General features: G+C 42.6%; 19 protein-coding genes. 6 read left to right on the top strand and 13 right to left on the bottom strand.

Going from position 1 to position 21,907, the window contains the following annotated elements; all coding sequences use genetic code 11:
* Positions 1–20: 20 nt before the first annotated feature.
* Positions 21–2,204, top strand: a complete 2,184-nt coding sequence (locus NML76_RS00735; RefSeq protein ID WP_254732446.1) for an amino acid ABC transporter substrate-binding protein/permease — start codon at positions 21–23, stop codon at positions 2,202–2,204.
* The gene (locus NML76_RS00730; RefSeq protein WP_003007564.1) at positions 2,204–2,944 is read left to right on the top strand and encodes an amino acid ABC transporter ATP-binding protein; all 741 of its coding nucleotides are present in this window, start codon (positions 2,204–2,206) and stop codon (positions 2,942–2,944) included. The genes NML76_RS00735 and NML76_RS00730 overlap by 1 nt, the downstream gene beginning before the upstream one ends.
* Positions 2,945–3,292: 348 nt before the next feature.
* Here the strand turns inward: NML76_RS00730 and NML76_RS00725 are convergent, their stop codons facing one another.
* The 7 genes from NML76_RS00725 to NML76_RS00695 all read right to left on the bottom strand — a co-directional run bounded on the left by NML76_RS00725 (position 3,293) and on the right by NML76_RS00695 (position 12,347).
* Complete coding sequence (locus tag NML76_RS00725) at positions 3,293–5,035, bottom strand: ABC transporter ATP-binding protein (RefSeq protein ID WP_251457408.1); 1,743 nt, start codon at positions 5,033–5,035, stop codon at positions 3,293–3,295.
* Positions 5,032–6,759: an ABC transporter ATP-binding protein gene (locus tag NML76_RS00720; RefSeq protein WP_251457405.1), complete on the bottom strand. Its 1,728-nt coding sequence runs from the start codon at positions 6,757–6,759 to the stop codon at positions 5,032–5,034. The genes NML76_RS00725 and NML76_RS00720 overlap by 4 nt, the downstream gene beginning before the upstream one ends.
* A gap of 419 nt (positions 6,760–7,178) precedes the next feature.
* On the bottom strand, positions 7,179–8,378 hold the full coding sequence (locus NML76_RS00715) for an MFS transporter (protein WP_155124848.1): 1,200 nt from the start codon (positions 8,376–8,378) through the stop codon (positions 7,179–7,181).
* A 58-nt stretch (positions 8,379–8,436) separates the two neighbouring features.
* Entirely contained in the window at positions 8,437–9,174 is a 738-nt protein-coding gene (locus NML76_RS00710) for a DUF1003 domain-containing protein (protein WP_173018780.1), read from the bottom strand.
* A 68-nt stretch (positions 9,175–9,242) separates the two neighbouring features.
* Positions 9,243–10,589: an asparagine--tRNA ligase gene (gene asnS / locus NML76_RS00705; protein WP_254732445.1), complete on the bottom strand. Its 1,347-nt coding sequence runs from the start codon at positions 10,587–10,589 to the stop codon at positions 9,243–9,245.
* A 149-nt stretch (positions 10,590–10,738) separates the two neighbouring features.
* On the bottom strand, positions 10,739–11,917 hold the full coding sequence (locus NML76_RS00700) for a pyridoxal phosphate-dependent aminotransferase (RefSeq protein WP_070588924.1): 1,179 nt from the start codon (positions 11,915–11,917) through the stop codon (positions 10,739–10,741).
* 16 nt (positions 11,918–11,933) lie between these two features.
* Entirely contained in the window at positions 11,934–12,347 is a 414-nt protein-coding gene (locus NML76_RS00695; protein WP_338146943.1) for a DUF5590 domain-containing protein, read from the bottom strand.
* Between the two features lie 291 nt (positions 12,348–12,638).
* Here NML76_RS00695 and NML76_RS00690 point away from each other — a divergent pair, with 291 nt between their 5' ends.
* A complete protein-coding gene (locus NML76_RS00690) occupies positions 12,639–13,085 on the top strand; it encodes a MarR family winged helix-turn-helix transcriptional regulator (RefSeq protein WP_003001765.1) in 447 nt (148 codons plus the stop codon).
* Between the two features lie 118 nt (positions 13,086–13,203).
* On the opposite strand, the gene yaaA is transcribed toward NML76_RS00690, so the two are convergent.
* Complete coding sequence (gene yaaA, locus NML76_RS00685; protein ID WP_155169664.1) at positions 13,204–13,929, bottom strand: peroxide stress protein YaaA; 726 nt, start codon at positions 13,927–13,929, stop codon at positions 13,204–13,206.
* A 66-nt stretch (positions 13,930–13,995) separates the two neighbouring features.
* Here yaaA and NML76_RS00680 point away from each other — a divergent pair, with 66 nt between their 5' ends.
* From NML76_RS00680 to NML76_RS00670, 3 genes are all read left to right on the top strand, one after another.
* Entirely contained in the window at positions 13,996–14,496 is a 501-nt protein-coding gene (locus NML76_RS00680; protein ID WP_070675587.1) for a DUF1836 domain-containing protein, read from the top strand.
* Positions 14,471–15,118, top strand: coding sequence for a hemolysin III family protein (locus tag NML76_RS00675; RefSeq protein ID WP_003011253.1), 648 nt, complete (start codon positions 14,471–14,473; stop codon positions 15,116–15,118). Before NML76_RS00680 ends, NML76_RS00675 begins: the two co-directional genes overlap by 26 nt.
* 63 nt (positions 15,119–15,181) lie before the next feature.
* The gene (locus NML76_RS00670; protein ID WP_254732444.1) at positions 15,182–16,486 is read left to right on the top strand and encodes a PLP-dependent aminotransferase family protein; all 1,305 of its coding nucleotides are present in this window, start codon (positions 15,182–15,184) and stop codon (positions 16,484–16,486) included.
* A gap of 18 nt (positions 16,487–16,504) precedes the next feature.
* On the opposite strand, the gene NML76_RS00665 is transcribed toward NML76_RS00670, so the two are convergent.
* From NML76_RS00665 to NML76_RS00645, 5 genes are all read right to left on the bottom strand, one after another.
* Complete coding sequence (locus NML76_RS00665) at positions 16,505–16,753, bottom strand: hypothetical protein (RefSeq protein WP_254732443.1); 249 nt, start codon at positions 16,751–16,753, stop codon at positions 16,505–16,507.
* 247 nt (positions 16,754–17,000) lie between these two features.
* Positions 17,001–18,755 carry an ABC transporter ATP-binding protein gene (locus NML76_RS00660; protein WP_254732442.1) on the bottom strand — a complete coding sequence of 585 codons (1,755 nt, stop codon included), beginning with the start codon at positions 18,753–18,755 and terminating at the stop codon, positions 17,001–17,003.
* Entirely contained in the window at positions 18,742–20,496 is a 1,755-nt protein-coding gene (locus tag NML76_RS00655) for an ABC transporter ATP-binding protein (protein WP_254732441.1), read from the bottom strand. The genes NML76_RS00660 and NML76_RS00655 overlap by 14 nt, the downstream gene beginning before the upstream one ends.
* A gap of 1 nt (position 20,497) precedes the next feature.
* Positions 20,498–21,163, bottom strand: a complete 666-nt coding sequence (locus NML76_RS00650; RefSeq protein WP_254732440.1) for an MmcQ/YjbR family DNA-binding protein — start codon at positions 21,161–21,163, stop codon at positions 20,498–20,500.
* A 103-nt stretch (positions 21,164–21,266) separates the two neighbouring features.
* On the bottom strand, positions 21,267–21,902 hold the full coding sequence (locus NML76_RS00645; protein WP_254732439.1) for a copper homeostasis protein CutC: 636 nt from the start codon (positions 21,900–21,902) through the stop codon (positions 21,267–21,269).
* Positions 21,903–21,907: the final 5 nt, after the last annotated feature.

Below are 21,907 nucleotides of genomic sequence, written 5' to 3'. Positions count from 1 at the left end.
AGAATTAAAAGGAGACAGAAATGAAGAAAAAATTACTAGCATGTTTGCTTTTCTTATTTCCAATCGTTGCATTCGCTGGTCATGCTCATGCTGAGACGATCAAGGTCGTTTTCGACACAGCATATGCACCGTTTGAATTTAAGGATTCAGATCAAACCTATAAAGGAATTGACGTAGAGATCTTGGACAAGGTCGCTGAAATCAATGGCTGGGATTTGGACAAATCCTTCCCAGGATTTGATGCAGCGGTCAACGCAGTTCAAGCTGGTCAAGCGGATGCCATCATGGCCGGAATGACCAAAACAACAGAACGTGAAAAAGTCTTCACCATGTCTGATACTTACTACGATACAAAAGTTGTCATCGCGACTAAAAAAGCTGACAAAATCACGAAGTACAACCAATTAAAAGGGAAGACAGTCGGTGTTAAAAACGGAACTGCAGCCCAACGCTTCCTCGATAAAAATAAGGACAAGTACGGCTACAAGATCAAGACTTTTGATACTGGCGATCTCATGTACAACAGTTTATCAGCTGGTGCGGTCGATGCGGTGATGGATGACCAACCTGTTATTCAGTACGCCATCCAAAAGGGTCAGGACCTAGCTATCAATATGGACGGAGAAGCAGTCGGTGGCTTTGCCTTTGGTGTTAAAAAAGGTGGAAATCATGAAAAGTTGATCACTGAATTTAACAAGGCCCTCGCTCAAATGAAAGCTGACGGGACACTTGATGAGATCATCAAAAAATGGACAGGTGAAAGTCAATCATCAAGTAACAGTGCTGTTCCAGAAACAACTACTCCTGCTGGTCAAAAAGCAACTCCTAAAAAATCAAAATATGTAATTTCAAGTGACTCATCTTTTGCACCATTTGTCTTCCAAAATGGAAAAAACAAATACACAGGAATCGATATGGACTTGATCAAAGCTATTGCCAAAGACCAAGGATTTACCATCGAGATTAATAATCCTGGATTTGATGCTGCGGTAAGTGATGTCCAATCTGGTCATGCGCAAGGAATGATCGCAGGGATGACCGTGACCGATGCTCGGAAAGAAACATTTGATTTTTCTGAACCATATTATACTGCTAACTCTATTCTTGCAGTCCAAAAGGATAGCAAGATTGATTCTTACGATGACCTAAAAGGAAAGACGGTCGGTGTTAAAAACGGAACTGCATCGCAGACCTTCCTTGAAAAGAATAAAAATAAATATGGCTACAAGATCAAAACTTTCTCTGACGGGGCTTCTATGTATGACAGTTTGAATTCTGGTTCTGTCGCTGCGATCATGGATGACGAACCTGTTATCAAATACGCTATTAAACAAGGACGTAAATTCAAAACACCTATCGAAGGAACTCCAAGTGGTCAACTAGCATTTGCCGTTAAGAAGGGTGAAAATCCTGAATTGATCGAAATGTTCAATAACGGTCTTGCAAACTTGAAGAAAAGCGGTCAATACCAAAAGATTCTCGATAAATACCTTAAAGCAGATAGCAAATCAAGTACTTCAAGTACAACAGCAGATGAAACAACGATCTGGGGCTTGCTCCAAAACAACTACAAACAATTGTTAAGTGGTTTGGGTGTCACTCTTGCCCTTGCCCTTCTCTCTTTCGCCATTGCTATGGTGATCGGTGTTATCTTTGGGATGTTTAGTGTTAGCCCTTATAAGTGGCTCCGCTGGACAGCTGAAATCTTTGTCGATGTCATTCGTGGGATCCCACTCATGATCCTCGCCGCCTTCATCTTCTGGGGAATTCCAAACTTGATTGAATCGATCACAGGTCACCAATCCCCAATCAACGACTTTGTCGCAGGTACCATTGCCCTCTCTCTCAATGCTGCTGCTTATATCGCAGAAATTGTCCGTGGGGGGATCCAAGCTGTACCGATTGGACAGATGGAAGCCAGCCGAAGCCTTGGGATCTCTTATGGAAAGACCATGCGCAAGATCATCTTGCCACAAGCAACCAAACTCATGCTTCCAAACTTTGTTAACCAATTCGTCATTGCCCTAAAAGATACAACTATTGTGTCTGCAATCGGATTGGTAGAACTCTTCCAAACTGGTAAGATCATTATCGCTCGAAACTACCAAAGTTTCAAGATGTATGCGATCCTTGCCGTCTTCTACCTCGTGATTATCACCTTGCTAACACGATTTGCAAAAAAATTAGAAAAGAAGGTTAACTAATGGCTAAATTAAAAATTGATGTCCATGACCTCCACAAATACTATGGTGAAAATGAGGTCTTAAAAGGAATCTCAACAAAATTCTACGAAGGGGATGTGGTCTGCATTATCGGACCGTCCGGCTCTGGTAAATCGACCTTCCTTCGTAGTCTCAATCTCCTCGAAGAAGTTACAAAAGGTCAAATTACAGTTAATGGATATGATCTAACCGATCCAAAAACCAATGTTGATTTGGTCCGTGAAAATATCGGGATGGTTTTCCAACACTTCAACCTCTTCCCTCACATGAGCGTCCTTGAAAACATCATGTTTGCGCCAGTAGAGCACAAACTGATGACCCGTGAAGAAGCTCAAAAAGTCGGTATGGAATTGTTGGAAAAAGTTGGACTCGCAGATAAAGCCGATGCCAATCCAAACAGCCTTTCCGGTGGTCAAAAACAACGTGTGGCTATCGCACGTGGACTTGCCATGAATCCAGATATTATGCTCTTTGACGAACCTACTTCTGCCCTTGACCCTGAGATGGTTGGAGATGTATTGAACGTTATGAAAGAGTTAGCAGAGCAAGGCATGACCATGATCATCGTTACCCACGAGATGGGATTTGCCCGCCAAGTAGCCAACCGCGTCATCTTCACCGCAGACGGTGAATTCCTCGAAGATGGCAAACCAGACCAAATCTTCGACAACCCACAACACCCACGTTTGAAAGAATTCTTGGATAAGGTTCTAAACGTTTAAAATGATAAAATAACGAGTGGTTTCTGAAGCATCTAGCAATTTTGCTAGATGTTTTTTTAGTCTAAAAAAGCATTTTCAGATTTGAAAATGCTTAGATTGAAGATAAAGACATATTAAAAACTTTCCTTAGGTGAGTACGGACGTCAGCGAACTTCTACGAAGTTCCATGACTTAGTTTTGAACCTAAAGTTTCAAAACTCCCGAATGCCTGAAACTAAATTGTTTCAGGCACTTTTCTCACGGCGGAAAGTTTTAATGTTCTCTTAATTCGTTATACAAATTAGGTAGATATTTATTTCTTTACAGAATCACTTTACTTATTTACTTTAAAAATAGTTTGTCTACATTCTAACTAATCTGTTGCTGAGCTGTCTGCATCTTGTAGTAAACACCTTGCGCTTCCATTAGCTCTTCATGAGTGCCATTCTCAACAATATCGCCATCCACCATGACAAGGATTATATCGGCATTTTGAATGGTCGACAAGCGGTGAGCAATGATAAAGCTAGTCCGTCCCTTCATGAGCTGATTAAAGGCATCTTGAATCAAGACCTCAGTCCGAGTATCGATGGAGGATGTCGCCTCATCCAGGATCAAAATCTTAGGAACTGAAAGGAAAACCCGCGCAATCGTTAAGAGTTGGCGTTGTCCTTGAGACAAAGACTCTCCAGCATCTGAAAGATAGGTATCGTACCCTTGTGGCAACTGCCGGATAAAGAAATCTGCATTGGCTGCTTTGGCTGCTTCGATGACTTCTTCTCTAGTTGCATCTGGACGAGAAAAGGCGATATTTTCATGAATGGTCCCGACCTTGAGCCAGGTTTCTTGCAAAACCATACCAAACTGTTGGCGGTAAGAAGCACGGGTGTAGTCCGTAATTGGCACCCCATCAATCGTGATCTCTCCAGAGTTAACAGGGTAGAAACGCATGAGCAGATTAATCAAGGTCGACTTTCCAGCTCCTGTAGGTCCTACAATGGCAACCTTACTGCCGGCTGGAACCTGAATGGTTAGATCTTTGATCAAAGTCCGCCCCAAATCATAGCCAAATGTGACGTGTTCAAAACCAATCGCACCTTTGACATTCTGACTTTCCAGAACCCGTTGCCCTGTCTCTTCGACCTCAGCTTGATCCAAAACGCTATATAAACGCTCTGCGCAGGCAAGGGCACTTTGGAGTTCTGACAATACAGAGGAGATATCATTAAAGGGCTTGGTGTATTGGTTGACATAATTGAGGAAGGTCACCAATTGACCAACAGTAAAGTGAGATCCCGAAATAATACGCACCGCACCAAATCCAGCCACTACTGCATAAATCAAGGCATTCACAAAGCGAGTGGCAGGGTTGACAGTTGAGGAATAAAAGACAGCGGATTGGGAATAATTGGCATAGCTTTCATTCGTCCCTTTAAAAGCCTTACGGAATTGATCCTGAGCATTAAAGGACTGGATCAAACTTTCCTGGGTCAAAGACTCTTCGATCAACTGGGTTTGAAGACCACGCGCCTTGGTCTGCTTTTGGAAAAGCGTATAAGAACGCTTGGCAATAAAACGAGCAATCAAGAGAGATAAAGGGGTCAAGACCAGAACCGCCACCATCATAAAGAAATCCAATTCCGCCATCGTCACGATAGTGACAAGAATGGTTAAGAGGCCAACAAAGAACTGGTTAAAGACCATCAGAAGACCACTATTGAGTTGCTCTACATCGGTCGTGAGGCGACTGACGAAGTCCCCGCTCCCTTGTTTATCTAGATAAGACAAGGGCAAGCGGTGTACTTTTTCCATCACTTCTGCTCTTAGGCTTTGGCTAAAACGATAGACCAATTGATTGTATAACAAGGGATTGATCCATTGGATCAAGGTATTGGCCACAATGACCAGAACCATTTGGATCAAAACAGGCCTTAAGACTTTCATCCCTTGAGGATTAATGACCAAGTCAACCGCATGTCCAATCAGGATCGGTAACCAGACTGTTAAGGCCACTTGAGCGATGGTTCCGAGACTAGCTAGAATCAGGAGCCCGGGATGGTGAGCAAAATCTCTAAACAGACGTTTTACATAACTAGAACGTTTTTGACTCATGCTTCCTCCCTCCCGTGTTGTGAATAATGAATTTCTTGATAAATCTCATTGGTAGACAAAAGGAAATCGTGATTTCCCAGTCCTACTTGATGTCCCTTGTTCAAGACTAAAATCTGATCAGCAGACTTGAGACTATTGGTTCGTTGAGATACTAAGATCAAACTCGTATCACTCAATTCTTCTTTTATCGATTTTAAGAGACGTGCTTCCGTCAAATAATCCAAGGCAGAAGTTGAATCATCCAGAATCAAGAAAGGAGCCTTCTTCAAAAGGGCACGCGCAATGGTCAACCGCTGACGTTGGCCACCTGAGAAATTTCGACCAAAGGCTTCCACTGGCTCATCGAGTTGTCCTTCTTTTTCACGGACAAAATCAGCCGCCTGAGCTGTTTCTAGGGCCCACCACAAATCTTCATCCGATAGATTTTCTTCCATCCCTAGTAAGAGATTCGAGCGGATAGTCCCTCTAAAGAGCTCTGCCTTCTGTGGGACAACAGCTACCCACTCCCGCCACTCCTTGAGGGTTTGAGGAGAGCGACCTTGATGATAGAGGGCTAATTTTCCCTGACTCACGGCATACAAATGACTCAATAACTGAACCAGAGTAGACTTCCCAGATCCTGTACCACCGATAATTCCCAACATCTGTCCATGATCCAGATCAAAGGAAATATTTTCTAGAGCTGGGCTTGAAGCCGTTGGATAAGTGAAAGAAACTTTCTCTGCGCTGATTGCTTCTTGCTCTGTTGCAGTTTCTACTGACAAAGCTTCTAAGAGGTCTTCTTCCTTCAAATCGAAAATCTCTTGCACACGCTTGGCTGAAATATAGCTGACATTTAAAGACGTGACCAGCATAGCCAGCTTGATCAATTCTGTTAAAATTTGTAATAAATAATTGACCAAAGCGACCAACATCCCTTGGGTTAAAAGACCAGCAGAGATATTCAATTGTCCTTGCCAAATGACACAAACCAAGGTCGTATTGACCACAAGGAAGGTCAAGGGGCTCACCAAACTAGACCAGATACCAGCGCGAATTTGCCAGATCTTGTAGCCCTGATTGACCTCTCTAAAATCCTCTAATTCACTAGCATCTTGTCCAAAGGCTCGAATCACCCGCATCCCTTGAAATTGCTGACGCGTCACCGTAACCATCCGGTCTGTGATTTTCCGAATCTTAGCAAAGAGCGGATTGACAAGCCGTGACATGATCACAATAATCAGGGTTAAAATCGCTACCATCCCCAAGAACCAAAGGGTTAATTTAGGACTGATGGTGAAGGCCATGATGATAGCTCCAAAGACAATAATCGGTGCCCTCAAAAAAAGCCGCAAGAAGAGATTGATCCCAACCTGGATTTGATAGGTATCAGAAGTGAGACGGGTTACCAAACTAGAAGTCCCGATCCTATCTCGCTTGTCCTTTGGAAGTGATAAGATCTTATCATACAAATCCTTGGTCATCTCTCGGGTAAAGCCGACAGCTGCTTTAGAAGAAAAATACTGGGCCGTAATAGCTACGACGACACCAAAGCTCGCAAATAAAAACAAAACACCGACCGTCATCACCACTGCGCTCGTTTCCTTTTTTGGAATGACCTGATCGACTAAGTGGGCGATGATTAAGGGGACACACAATTCAAAAATAGCTTCTAAGAGTTTAAAAACGGGCCCTAGAAAAGTTTCCCATAGATAGCCCTTAAAATACTTTAATAATGATTTCATACAACTCGATTCTTTTTAAATAGGATATACCTATTTTACCACAATTATAACTGACAAAAAAACTCTCCCTGCCAAGCAGAGAGTATGAGAACGTAGACAAACTGCTCTTTTATACAAATTAATTAACTTCTATAAAGATAAAATAATTTTATTTGTTAGAGCTATTCAATCATCTACTGAAACTTTCCGCTGTGAGAAAAGTGCTAGAAACACTATTGTTTCTAGCACTCGGAATTATTGAGACCTTAGGCTCAATAATTAGTCATGGAACTTCATAGAAGTTCGCTGACGTCCGTCCTCGCCTAAGGAAAGTTTCTAAGATGACTTTGTCTTCAATCTTACTATTCCTACATAGCATAGAAGGATTGTTCAGTTTTTCTGCTATTTAAATCTTGTTAGACTCAAGAACCCTATAAGTTTTATTCAGTCTTTGTCACCTCGCTTAAGGTCTTGCCCATTCTCCCTAAACCAATCAGTAAGAGAGGGAAAGATAGGAATGTTATAAGGCCTAGCACAAGAAAGACTGCTACAAATCCACAAGTATCGATCAACCAACCAGTCAAAGGGAAGATGACAATCATAGATAGACTAAACATCATCGAATTGATACTCAGCATGGTTGCTCGCACACTGGAAGGCAGATAAGCTTGTAAATCATTGTAGTAGATGGGTTGATAAACTGCATAAAGGGCATTGGTCAAGAGATAGACACTCAAATAGGCGAATGGAGTCTTCAAACCTACCAAAAACAAGGCCAACCCAGTCAGTGCAACCAGAATCGGAAAGACTTGATTACTATTCCATTTTTTCCCGATTTGACTGGCCAAATAAACCGCTAGGAGATTGAATCCACTACCAATCAACATGATAAGCGAAACTTGCCAACTAGTTAAGTCACTAATTTTCTGTTGGTAGTAAAAATAAAACATACACATGATGGTCCCTACCAACTGATAGGTGAGCATCCAGTAAAACAAGACTGGTTTTTCCTGCCATTCTTGTTTCACTACCTCCAATATCCGCTTTAAGGTCAAGTGACTTCTTTCATCACTCTTGCTCTCTGGCTCTTTCATTAGAAAGATCAAAAGAATGGAAATCAAGGATAGCCCGATAGCAATATAATAGGTCCAAGCCAATGCTCCGTGAATCAAGAAGCCTGCCACCACTGTACCTAACGTTCGGGTGACTTCGGCCACCCCAGACAAAAAGCTAGAAATCTGAAGATAACGGTCCTTTTGGCCCGCTTCTACTGCTGAATCAAATAAGAAAGCTGTACTGGTCCCCGAGTCAAAATTATAAGACCAAGCATTGACCATCATGGCAATGGCATAGATCCAAAAATTCCCCTGACCAAATAAAATCAAGATCGAAGATCCAATACTGGACAAGCGAGCCAAGTAGAGATTGGTCTTGTAGCTAAAGCGATCGGCTAGCATTCCCGATGGGATCTCACACAAGAGACTCGTCCCATGAAAGATACTCTCTAATAAACCAATCTGAAGCAAAGAAAGACCATTTTGAATAAAAAAGAGAATCCAAAAACTGGTGATTCCAAAATAAGATGTAAATTCCAGACCTGCTAGGAGTGAAATATTGCGTTTGTAAGTTCTTTTAAACATTGTTTTTCCTCTTTCAATAGATTATATAAGTGTTTCTAAAAGACTTACTTAGATTTGCCTACATCTTCTCCACCTCCTTCATTTTTTCTTGATCCATTTCTTGACGCAGCTGGGCCACTTGATTAGACAAGGACACCAACAATTCGGTTTGCAACTTTTGAATTTCCAGTAAATCCGTCTGGTCTTGTTGCACCATATGGTCAATCTTCGTATGCAACAAGCGAATTTCCCGTTCAGATTCCATATTGACGTTAAAGTCATTTCGTGCTTGCAAGCGATCGTAATCTGCCGCCCTGTTTTGGCTCATCATGATCAAAGGAGCTTGAATCGCCGCAATCGTAGAAAGTGCTAGATTGAGCAAGATGAAAGGATAAGGGTCAAAATTCCAGCCAAAGGGATGCAAGACATTGATCAACATCCAGATAGCCATCATCATGATGAAGCTAATAATAAAGGTCCAAGAACCACCGAAGCGCGCAACAGAATCCGCCACCCGCTGACCGAAGGTATAGCTGGCTGTCAAGCGGTCTTCAACGTTAAAGGGGCGCTCGCTTTCGGGCATGACACCTGTCACCTGCTGTTTAATGGCTTCGTTTTTATCATTGGCACGCTCAATAATCTGACCTAGATAATCCATACAATATTGGCTCAAATTTTTATACGTGATAAAATCATCCATTTGACTTTCCGGATAGGATGTCTTGAGCATCTGTTGAATGGAATGGTCCAGATCCGCAATCAAAGATCCTTGGCCTTCTTCGTATTCTTTCCCATCAATGATGTCTATTTTCAGCATTGAAATTCCTTTCATAGTTTTTTGAAGCAGATAAAAGTGAAAAACGCCTAATGGCGTTTTTACGTCTATTAAGGTTTAATACGGTGCAACATACGTGGGAATGGAATAGCTTCACGGACGTGTTTTGTACCAGCTGCGAAGGTTACCATACGCTCAATCCCAATACCAAATCCACCGTGTGGAACTGTACCGTATTTACGAAGGTCAAGGTAGAATTCATACTCTGTACGATCCATGCCAAGTTCATCCATTTTTGCAACAAGGGCATCGTAGTCTTCCTCACGCATAGAGCCACCGATGATTTCTCCATAGCCTTCTGGAGCAAGCAAGTCTGCACAAAGCACGCGCTCTGGATTTCCAGGAACTGGTTTCATGTAGAAGGCCTTGATAGCTGCTGGGTAGTTCATGACAAATGTTGGCACACCAAAGTGGTTTGAAATCCAAGTTTCATGTGGTGAGCCGAAGTCATCACCATGTTCCAAATGCTCATAATCCGCATCTTCATCATTTTCATGCTCTTGCAAGAGATCAATGGCTTCATCATAGGTGATCCGTTTGAATGGTTCAGCAATGTAGCGTTTCAAGAGCTCTGTATCACGTTCCAAGGTTTCCAAAGCTTGAGGAGCACGGTCCAAAACACCTTGAAGCAAAGCTTTGACATAAGCTTCTTGCAAGTCAAGTGACTCATCGTGTGTCAAGTAAGAGTACTCAGCGTCCATCATCCAGAACTCAGTCAAGTGACGACGAGTCTTAGATTTTTCAGCACGGAATACTGGACCAAAGTCAAAGACGCGACCAAGAGCCATAGCACCAGCTTCCAGATAAAGCTGACCTGATTGGCTCAAGTAGGCTGGTGTTCCGAAATAGTCTGTTTCAAACAATTCAGTTGAATCTTCCGCCGCATTTCCTGAAAGAATGGGGCTATCAAACTTCATGAAGCCATTCTTATCAAAGAACTCATAAGTTGCATAGATGATAGCATTACGGATTTGCATAACGGCAACTTGTTTGCGTGAACGCAACCACAAGTGACGGTTGTCCATCAAGAAGTCTGTCCCGTGTTCTTTAGGAGTGATTGGGTAATCTTGAGATTCACCGATCACTTCGATGTCTGTAATATCCAATTCGTAACCAAATTTAGAACGCTCGTCTTCTTTGACAATACCAGTTACAAACACTGATGTTTCTTGGCTCAAGCGTTTGATGGTATCAAATTTTTCAAGCCCCACTTCTTCGCCGAATTTTTCGATAAAGTTTGGTTTAAAAGCCACACCTTGGAAAAAGGCAGTCCCGTCACGCAATTGCAAGAAAGCAATTTTTCCTTTACCTGATTTGTTGGCCACCCAAGCACCGATGGTCACTTCTTGACCAACATAGTCTTTTACTTCGATGATAGTAATCCGTTTTGTCATCATTCATCTTCCTTTTCTCGTTAAACTTGTCCGAAGACATTATCTTCTTAATTGTATCATAAAAAGGCTTTCAGTGCTAGATTCTACCTGTGAAAACAAGATTTTTTTTAAAAGAAAAAGATCCTCAGCTCATTACTAAGGATCTTGTAATTTTATTTTTCCATAAAGGCCTTGAGTCGGCGAACAGCTTCTTTCAGGGTATCCAAATCTGTCGCATAAGACAAGCGAACATTTTCAGGAGCACCAAAGCCAGCTCCCGTTACTAAAGCAACCTCTGCTTCTTCTAAAATTGCTGTGGTAAATTCCGTCACATCCGTGTACCCCTTCATCTCCATGGCCTTCTTGACATTTGGGAAGAGATAGAAGGCTCCTTGAGGTTTGATGGCTTCAAAACCAGGCACTTCATTCAACAAAGGATAAATAGTATTCAAACGCTCCTCAAAAGCTTGGCGCATGATCTCAATAGAAGATTGGTCTCCTGTGAGGGCTTCGATTGCGGCATATTGGGAAACGGTTGTTAAGTTGGAAGTTGTTTGGCTGATCACCTTGGCCATGGCTCCAATAATCTCTGGATCACCCACTGCAAAACCAACCCGCCAACCAGTCATAGCATAGGTTTTAGAAACTCCGTTAATCACGATCGTTTGCTTGCGAATCGCTTCTGATAAGCTAGAAATAGGCGTAAAGGTATTGCCATTATAGACCAATCGCCCATAGATATCGTCTGCCAAAATCAAGATGTCATGTTCGACAGCCCAATTTCCGATTGCTTGGAGTTCTTCTTTACTGTAGATCATTCCTGTTGGATTGGATGGCGAATTCAGCAAGACCACCTTGGTCTTGTCTGTCCGTGCTGCTTCCAATTGCTCTACCGTTGCCTTGAAGTGATTTTCTTCTGTTGTTTGGAAAGTAACAGGTGTTCCTTCTACCATCTTGACCTGGTCTACATAAGAAACCCAGCAAGGTGTTGGAATGATGACTTCATCACCTGGATTGATAACAGATGTAAAGAAAGCATAAAGAATAAACTTGGCTCCAGTACCAACCACTACTTCATTGCGGTTCACAGCATAGCCATAAAACTCCTTCATGTAGTCGCTAATGGCATCCTTCAATTCTGGAAGTCCAGATGCTACCGTATAAAAGCTAGCGCGACCATCCTCGATCGATGCGACTGCTGCTTCTTGAATATTTTTTGGAGTCGCAAAGTCAGGTTGACCCAGGGTCAAACTTAAGATATCACGACCTTCTGCTGCCAAAGCTTTGGCACGCGCATTTGCAGCCAAGGTCACACTTTCTTCCATTTCCAATACACGATTTGATAATTTCATATTTCCTCCTCAAATCTTAAAAAACACCGGTGACTTTTCCAGTCTTGAAATCCACCACATAATAGGAGCTCCCGGCCTTGACTTCCCAGATCGGTTTGCCTTTAAAGCGTCCAAAAGTTACCCGATCAATCGCGTCCTGACTCTTCTCTTTGACGACGGAAGCTGCCTCTTTGGAACCAACTCCTTCTTTCAAAGGGTAGGTATAGACTGCATCATCCGCCTGCGCCACCAAAACCGCTAGTTCTTGCCCCTCTTGGTCCTTGCCAATAAAGGAAAGATAGGCTTCTTTGCCATGAAAGAAACTCTCCGTCTCAATGGTCGCAATCGAAGAATGAGACAGGGCTATTTTTCTTGCTTGTGCCATTTGATCCTCCAAGCGATCAGAAGTTTTTTCAGCAAGAAATAGCCAAGAAAAAAGGACCGTCAACACTAAGATACAGATTCCTATTATATGTTGCCATACTATAAAAAGATTATTTTTCTGTTTCACTCCCCCATTATACACCAAAGCCACCTAGAATTCTATAGATTTTCAAGAAAGAATTGTTACTAATATTTCATACCTGTTACAATGTTTTAGTATAAAATTGTTTGATAAACAAACTAAAATTAACACCTTTGCTATCATTTGTTCATAGTTTAATAAATTTGTCACAATTTTGTAACTAATTTGAAAATAAAATTAAACGACAGAAATACTATTTATTGATAAAATATAGATATGGAAAATTTAAAGAGATTATTCAAAGAAGCAAACGTAGATTTAAAAACCATGATCGTCTTCCACAAGGCAGAACGATTGATCCGTGCGTCTGAGGCTCATATCTTTAAAAAGCACCAGTTGACACCAACTCAATTCTCTGTACTTGAGACCTTGTACAGCAAAGGCGATCTTCGCATTCAAGATCTAATTGATAGCATTCTTGCGACCTCTGGAAATATGACTGTGGTTATTCGCAATATGGTCCGCGATGGTTGGATTACACGCGAAACCGATCCAGAAGACCGCCGTGCTTATCTTGTATCTATTACAGATGCCGGTCGTAAAAAGATCGAAGAAGCTCTTCCAGATCATATCAAAAATATTCAACGCTTGATGCAAGTCTTTAATAGCGGCGAGCAAGCTGAGTTGACAGAACTCTTGAAGAAATTCAAACATATCGCCTAAGCCTACTGCTCAAGACGATTCTGACTCCAAAATCCTCTATTTTGGAGTTTTCATCGTGTATTCTCTTTATCTAACAGATCAAAAAAATATTCCTGACGCTTCTCAGGAATATTTTTATTTATTCTTTCACAAAGATCCATTCTTTCTCTTGCGATAAATCCTCACGATAAGAGAAACCTGCTACTTCTAGTGATTTCAGATCTTCTAGATGGGTGATTTCTTCCTTCATCATGGCTGTCACCATAGCCCCACGTGCTTTCTTTGAAATCGTTGAATGAATCTTTAGTGTCCCACCACGATTCTCCATGAATTTGATCCGAATCATTCGCTCACGAATGGCTTTTGAAAAGACCTGTTCAAACTCAGAAGACAAAAGGGATAAGATCTGCTCCTCACCTTCTACTGCCTGATCATAGTCCTCTTTCCAAAGTGCCTTTAGAGATTTTCCAGCTGGTTTTAGCTTCATCATAAAATCCAAGCGATGGGGAGCTATCCCTTCATAGGCAGGTAGTACACCGTATAAAGCAGTCGTGATCAACAAATGCTCCTGCAGATAAGCCTGCTCTTTTTCGGATAAGTCTTGACGCTCGATACTACGGTACATAAGGCCATCAAACAGTTCCAAAGCAGGATAGGTTTTAGCACTCCCAGCTAACAGAGCTTCAATTCTTTCCTTTTCTACTAGGGCTCTTTCTTCTGAGATCCCGTAAAAGGTCGCTAATTCTTCTAGGGAGAATGCCTTCAAAGCTTGGAGGATAGTTTTTGTGTTCTCTGACAAGGGTTGGGGCTCGACGATACGAGCCTGTTCGTTCAGTTCTTTGGCGGATGGAATTAATACTTTCATAGGTCTATTGTACCATATTTTTCAAATTTTCTTGACAGGAGTTTTTATTAATGTTATTATCTAGTTATGAAAACTAGATTAAAGAAAGGTGAAGATTTCGTGTCCACTTTTTCCTATCCAACGTGGGAGCAACTGCCTGAGCTAGACCTCTATCTCGATCAGGTCCTACTTTATGTCAATAAAACCTGTGCACCTGTTCTCTCTTCTTCAGACAAGGGCTTGACGGCTGCCATGATCAACAATTACGTAAAACATGGCTATGTCGAAAAACCAGATAAGAAGAAATACCAGCGTAGACAGGTAGCTCGCTTGATTGCTATTACAACCTTAAAAACTGTCTTTTCTATTCAGGAGATCGCTTCTACCTTAAATTTCTTGCAGGACCAGGCGAGTTCAGATCTTCTCTATAATAGCTTTGTCGCTTATCTCAATGAGCAAAAAGAGCCGATCGCTCCCATCATTCGCTCTGCCTGTCAGACAGTTCAACTTTATCTTGAAACCCTATCTTATATTCAACCAGTAAAAACGGAGGAAGAAACTGATGAATTATACCATGAAACTAAGTAAAAAATTATCCTTTGGAGAAGAGATCGCCAATAGCGTAACCCACGCTGTTGGCGCCCTCCTCATGTTGATCTTACTTCCGATCTCAGCAGTCTATAGCTTTGAGCAACACGGTCTGCTTAGTGCTTTTGGGACTTCTATCTTTGTGATCAGTCTATTTTTGATGTTTCTGTCTTCGACCGTCTACCATGCTATGTCTTACGATTCACCTCAAAAGTATGTGCTTCGTATTATCGACCATTCCATGATCTACATTGCGATCGCAGGTAGTTACACACCAGTTGTCCTCACCTTGATGAACAACTGGATGGGCTACAGCATTATCTTGATCCAATGGGGGACCACCATCTTTGGTATTCTCTACAAAATCTTTGCCAAAAAAGTCAATGAAAAGTTCAGTCTCGCTCTTTACTTGATCATGGGCTGGTTGGTTATCTTTATTATTCCCCAAATCGTAAGCCAAACCAATCCGATCTTCTGGGGTCTCATGCTCATGGGCGGTCTGTGCTACACGGTTGGAGCTGGCTTTTATGCCAAGAAAAAACCATATTTCCATATGATTTGGCACCTTTTCATCCTTGCTGCTTCTGCCCTTCAGTATTTAGCCATTGTTTACTTTATGTAATACTGCCGCCACTCTTCGGAGTGGTTTTTTTGTGATTTTTTCTGTACAATAGAAAAAAACTGTATGGGGACAGTCAGGATGAAGACGAGCAAATACCAACAAATTATCGATTTCTTAAAAAAAGCTATTCAACAAGGCCAGCTCGAAACCGGACAGAAAATTCCTTCTGTTCGTCAGTTAGCTAGTCAATTTTCTTGTAGTAAGGACACGGTGCAACGAGCCTTGCTGGACTTGACTTACCAGCACTTCCTCTATGCTAAGCCTCAAAGTGGCTACTATGTTTTGGAGCAAGAACCTAATCGACATGAGGATCTTCCACTAAAATTAGAGAAAGACCGCAACCAGGCTTTCGAGGACTTCCGGACCTGTATCAATGAAACCTTGATTGGACGGGAGAATTATCTCTTCAATAACTTTTCGGACCAAGCAGGCTTACTAGAAGTACGCCAATCCATTCAAGGCTTATTAAAGGAGGAAGGTATTTATACGACTGCTGATCAGATTGTTTTGACTGCTGGTACTCAGCAGGCGCTTAATATCCTCAGCCAGATTGACTTTCCCATTAAAAGATCGCAGATCTTGATCGAGCAACCGACTTATCATCGGATGAACCAACTCTTAGATTCGCAGCGACTTGCCTACCGTACCATTCAACGTAATTTAACGGGGATTGATCTCGAAGAACTTGAGGAGATTTTCAAAAGTGGCCATATCAAATTCTTCTACACGATCCCCCGTTTTCACTATCCGCTCGGTCATAGCTATTCTACCAAGCAAAAAGAAGCGATCTTGCAACTAGCTGACCAATATGATGTCTACCTTGTTGAGGACGACTATTTGGGAGATCTTGATGGCAGTAATGCTCCATCTTTTCATTATTTGGATCAAAAGAACCGGGTGATCTACATCAAATCTTTTTCGACCAATCTCTTTTCTGCTCTTCGCATCACTTCCATGATCCTTCCCCAAGACCTTCTAAAGCCGGTCTTAACCTATAAGACGATTCTGGACTATGATAGCAATCTGATCATGCAAAAGGCCTTGAGTCTCTACATTGATAACGGTATGTATCTGACCAATAAAAAGCGACTCCTAGCCAGAAAAAAAGAGGAAGAAGCTAGTCTAAAGACCTTGATGGATCAGTCTTCTCTTCTCCCTCATCTGACCCTGACCCACGATGGGATCCTTCTAGAACTCAGACAAGTTCAATCCCTCGCTGCCATAAAACACAGTGGACTCCCGCTTGATTTCTTTGAAGCAGCCTACATTACTACTTGTCCTTATCAACTCGCCAAGATCAAATCGGCAGATGTGGCCAATGTTTTACCAAAGCTTACGCCTTTTTTTGAAAGAGAAACCCTCGTATAGACTATACGAGGGTCTTTCCTATTTCTTTAATTGCTCATAGATAAGTTTAGCATTTTGAAGGCCGATCCGATAATCGAGGCGAATTAGGCGAATCGCTTCCATCTCTGGTTCTTTGAGGTACTTCTCTCTTTGTTCCTTTGAAATACTACCTGGTTTTAGAAGATAGTAAGTAAATTGATTTCTGACTTTATTGAGCTCAACTTGAAGAGTGAAATAAAGTCCAAATAAGACAATCACAACTCCCATCAGGATCAGATCGTTTGACATGGTGTATGCTCCCTTTTTCTGTTCTTTTCTTTATTTTACAGCTTTCAAAGAAGAAAAACAAGAGAGTGGGACAGAAATCGGTAATTCGTTAGAATTCGATTTCGTCGTCCCACCTCCGCACAGTTGAGTAGGGCTGTAAAAGCTGATGAAATCAGCGTAGTAGAGCCCACTCAACCACTGCGTCTTGCTCGACAATCCAAAAATAATTGAGAGGCTAGGACTTTTGTCCCAGCCTCCTTGTTTATCCTTATTTCATCATACCGGCCTGGAGGTCATACATTTTCTTATACGTTCCTCCTAGAGCAATCAGTTGGTCGTGGTTGCCTGATTCGATGATTTTTCCCTTATCGAGAACATAGATGCAATCAGCATCTTGGATGGTAGAAAGGCGATGGGCAATGGCAATGGTTGTCCGCCCTTGGCGCATCTTCTTCAGAGAGTTTTGGATCATCTCTTCCGTCTCTTGGTCGATATTGGCAGTGGCCTCATCCAAAATGAGGATCTTAGGCTGGGCAGCAATCGTTCGGGCAAAAGCCAGAAGCTGACGCTGACCGGTCGATAAGGTAGACCCCCGCTCTGTTACCGGATGATCATAGCCACCAGGTAGACTCTCAATAAAGTCTGCCACATCCACAAATGCAGCTGCTTGACGGATTTCCTCATCTGTCAGTTCTTCATGGTACATCCGGATATTAGAAGCAATGGTTCCATGATAGAGGAAGGGATCCTGCAACACTAGACCAATGGACTTGCGCAAGGCTTCCTGGCTGTAGTCCTTGATATCCTGTCCATCAATCAAGATCTGGCCACGATCAAATTCATAAAAGCGCATGAAGAGATTGATAATAGAGGATTTACCAGAACCAGTATGACCAACAAAAGCGATGGTTTGTCCGTTTTTAACCTCAAAGGAGATATCTTTTAGGACATCCCGTTTGCCATCATAAGAAAAAGATACATGGTCAAAGCGAATATCTCCCCGCTCGATTTCTTTCAGGCTACCAGCTTGCTTTGGCTCGTAGTCATCTCGATCCATCATTTCAAAGACACGACCTGCAGAAATGGTTGAGGTCTGCAAAGTTGCAAAATTTTGGGTGACATCAATCAAGGGCTGGAAAAGCTGGCTAACATACTGGATAAAGGCATAGATAAGACCGGCTGTAAATCCAGAGGACTGCCAATTTAGGCCGAAAAAGGTTAGAATAACCGCATAAGCCAGGACCTGTAACAAGGTCATAGCTGGCCTCAAAAAGAGGGAATTAACATCTACAGATCGGTTGGCATAATCCAAATGTTCCCCATTAATCTGTTCGAATTCATCCGTCAAGCGCTTTTCTTGACGAAAGGCCTGCACGATCCGCATTCCTTCGATAGATTCCGATAATTTCACATTGATATCTGATAATTTTTGTCGGGTCATCTTGACCAAGCGATTGGATAACTTGCGATAGAGACGGATGGAAAACCAAATGATGGGAAGAAAAGGCAGGATCCAAATGGTCAAATGCCAGTCCAAGCTAAACATGGTTACCAGGGTGACTAGAAAAAGTAAAAAGGATGAAACCAGGCTTGAAAAGACCGTAGAAAACATATCTGCGACTGCCTGTGTATCATTGGTCACCCGCGAGACAATCGAACCTGCTGCTGTCTGGTCATAAAAGGACATGCCCAGCCTTTGAAGATTTTTGAAAATATCTAGACGAATGTCTCTTACGATAGAATTGGATACACGCGCAAAGGTTAACTGGCTCAGGTAAGTTGCCAGCACGCGCCCAATGAATAAGCCATAGTAGAGAATGAGAAACTGAAAAGCTGTCAGAACTGGTGAGCCTGCTTCTTTTGGATCCACTAGGTGGTCAATATACCAGCGGGCTGCAAGAGGAATCGCCGTCAATAAGAGACTAGTCAGGAAGGTAAAGGCTAAGGCTAGGGCTGTTAACCACTTATAACGCCACATGTAAGTCAAGAGCCGCTTCATCACATGAGCTTCAGATGTTTTCATTCAGCTTACCCTCCATTTCTTCTGATAATTGTTGGGCTTGGTAGGTTTCATAGTACCAACCTTTTTGATCCATTAATTCCTCGTGATTGCCTCGCTCCTTGATCTGTCCATTCTCCATTACTAGAATCAAATCCGCATGAACAATCGCTGATAGGCGGTGGGCTGTGATGATCGTTGTTTTCCCCTTGCGTTCCTGCTTCATATTTTCAATGATTTGGTGCTCCGTTTTAGCATCTACTGCAGACAGGGAATCATCCAGAATCAAGATCTCAGGATTCATGACCAACGCTCGACTCATGGCAATTCGTTGCTTTTGCCCGCCAGAAAGAGAGACTCCTCTCTCTCCCAGCACTGTCTCCATCTGGTCTGGCATGGCCAGAATATCTTCATAGACTCCACAAGTGCTCAGAGCCTTCATCACCTCTTCTTCCTTGATCTGTGGATCTGAAAAAGCGACATTCTCGCGAATGGTCATGGCAAAGAGAATCTGATCTTGAGGGACGTAGCCGATCAAGCTTCGAAGATCTTCTAAACGATAGTCTTTGATAGAGATTCCATTGAGCAAGATAGCTCCCTGCTCCAAGTCGTGCTCTCTAAGCAAGAGACGCAACAAGGTGGTCTTTCCAGATCCAGTTGGACCCACAATTCCAAGGGTTTGCCCTTTTTCTAAATGAAAGGCAATCTTCTCAAGGACAGGCTCTTTCTCATAGGCGAATTCTTTAATGTCATATTCCAGATTGCCGTTTAGAATGACTGTAACTGGTTGACTTGGATCTTGGATATCAGGTGTTTCTGCTAAAAGTGTCTCAATCCGATCATAGGAGACGCTAGCACGCTGACTAATATTAAACAAGAAGCCCATAGCTTGAAGGGGCCAGACAAGCATATTGAGATAGGTAATAAAGGTTACAATTTGTCCAACCGTCAGGCTCCCTTCCTGAACAAATAGCCCCCCGAAGTAGAGCGTCAAAACATAGGAGAGACCGACAAAAAGAAGAGTAGTCGGATCAAACAAAGCATTGTAACCGGCTGAAGTCATATTCTTTGAAAAGACCATTTGATTAGTTTTTTCAAAAGCCCGAATCTCATCTGCCTGAAAGCCAAAGGATTTGGTCACCTTGACTCCTGATACGGATTCCTGAACAAAGTTGTTCAGCTCTGAGAAGCCTTCTTGGGCCTCTTTAAAGGCTTTGTGGTTTTTGCGTCCAATAGCTGAAGTCACTACCACCATAACCGGTAGGGGCAAAATAGCCAAGAGGGTTAAGCGCCAATCAATCATGAAAAACATGCTGACTAGGGTCACCAAAGCGGTCACAGAAGCATCCACTGCAGACATAACGCCGCCACCAGCAAACATGGTTACCGCATTAATATCATTAGTAGCATGGGCCATGAGATCACCTGTCCGATAACGCTGATAAAAAGACGGAGACATGAGCGTAAATTGCTGAAACAAACGGTAACGCAAGATCCGAGCCAACTTATTGGCCGTTCCAAAAATATAACGTCTCCAGACAAAACGAAGGCCATACATGGCTAGAGCTGCGAGGACCAAAAGGGCAATATCCATAACTAACTGCCCCAGCGTCAGCCTTCTTTTATCGATCAAATCGATCACAAGTCCCATGATTCTTGGAGGAATGAGGTTTAAAAAACTAACCAAGACCAAGGACCCTATCCCGATCAAGTATCGCTTCTTCTCTAAATTAAAAAACCAAGATAATTTCCTCAACAGATTCATCTTATTTCCCCTTTTTGGTGAGGTGCCAGCTACTATCCACCAGAGCAAACAAGTCCTCATCAGCAATTGTTCCATCTAGGGGGATACTCACCCAATATTTTTTATTCATATGAAAAGCTGGATAAATCCCTTTCTGTTGGATGAAATAGGCTACTTGATCAGACTTGACATTCAAAACTTCTATTTTCCCAGACTTGCCAGCATCCAGTTTTTTCCAATCAATGGTCATAAAGACACCATACCACTTGAGGGTGTCTCGGTGGCGAATGGCACCGGATTCTGGAGATCTTTCCCACAAATACTCAATCGTTCCCTGATAGTGCAGAGAGATATAGGCCATGAGACGCTTGGCTTGAGGATAGAGAAATTTCTCTACCTCAAAACAAGCTTGGCGAATCCTTGCAAGACTTTCCTGACAGGCTTCCCTGACTTGGCCAACGAAATTTCCCTGTAGCTGTTCCTGATGGATCTGGATATACTCGTCCCCTGTATCCTGATCATAGACCTGAAAAGATATCTTCTGGTCGCAGACACGGACCTTTAAGAGAAAAGAGTCCGATAAGACGGGACACTGGTACTCATAGCCTGCCCCTCTCTTTTCAAATCCAAAAGCCAATCCCTTTTCTGGCTGAAAGGTGTATCGGTCAAAATAATGCTCTAAAAACATTTTCTCTCCCTTATTCATTTTTGCACTAGAAGAGGCTGGAAACAACGTCTCCAACCTTGATAACGGATCTTCAAAACTACTTCAGGCAGTGAGCGTTTCTTTTTTAAAACACGATGCGCGTGCCATGCAGTTGACAAACGCCCAATTGGTCCAAAAAGAGCTGACGATTGTCAAGAGTTACACCCCCACCTGGCAGGATCTGAATCTTTCCCTTAGCCGCATCTAATAAACGATGATAGTGGGCAAAACGTTGCTCTAGTGGGTCACCTGGACTTCCAGCTCGTGTTAAAATGCGGGCTACACCCTGATCAGAAAGCCACTCAATCGCTTCTAGCTGATCTGTATGTGCTAACTCATCAAAGGCCATATGAAAGACCACCTCTGCCTCTCCACAGGCTGCTAGTAAAAGCTGCATGACCCTCTGGTCCAACTTTCGATCACTCGTCAACGCACCCAGCACAAAACAAGTAACCCCTATTTCTTTCGCAGCACGAATATCCATCAGCATAGCTTCGACTTCCAGATCAGTGTAGACAAAATCTCCACCACGGGGCCGGATAATGACACATAGATCCACGGACTTCTCTCTTGTCAGTTTGATTGCTTCATTGATCACACCTATACTCGGTGTGGTCCCTCCTACTGCCAGGTTGTCGCACAGTTCAATGCGACCTGCCCCAGCAGCAATCGCCTTATCAATATAAGTTAAATTCTCTGCACAAAATTCAAAGACAAGCATGACAA

Origin of the sequence: Streptococcus sp. CF8_Ac1-9, from assembly GCF_024295565.1 — a bacterium.
In the GTDB taxonomy this organism is placed as follows: Bacteria; Bacillota; Bacilli; order Lactobacillales; family Streptococcaceae; genus Streptococcus; species Streptococcus parasanguinis_X.
This window is presented reverse-complemented; position numbering and strand designations above follow the sequence as displayed.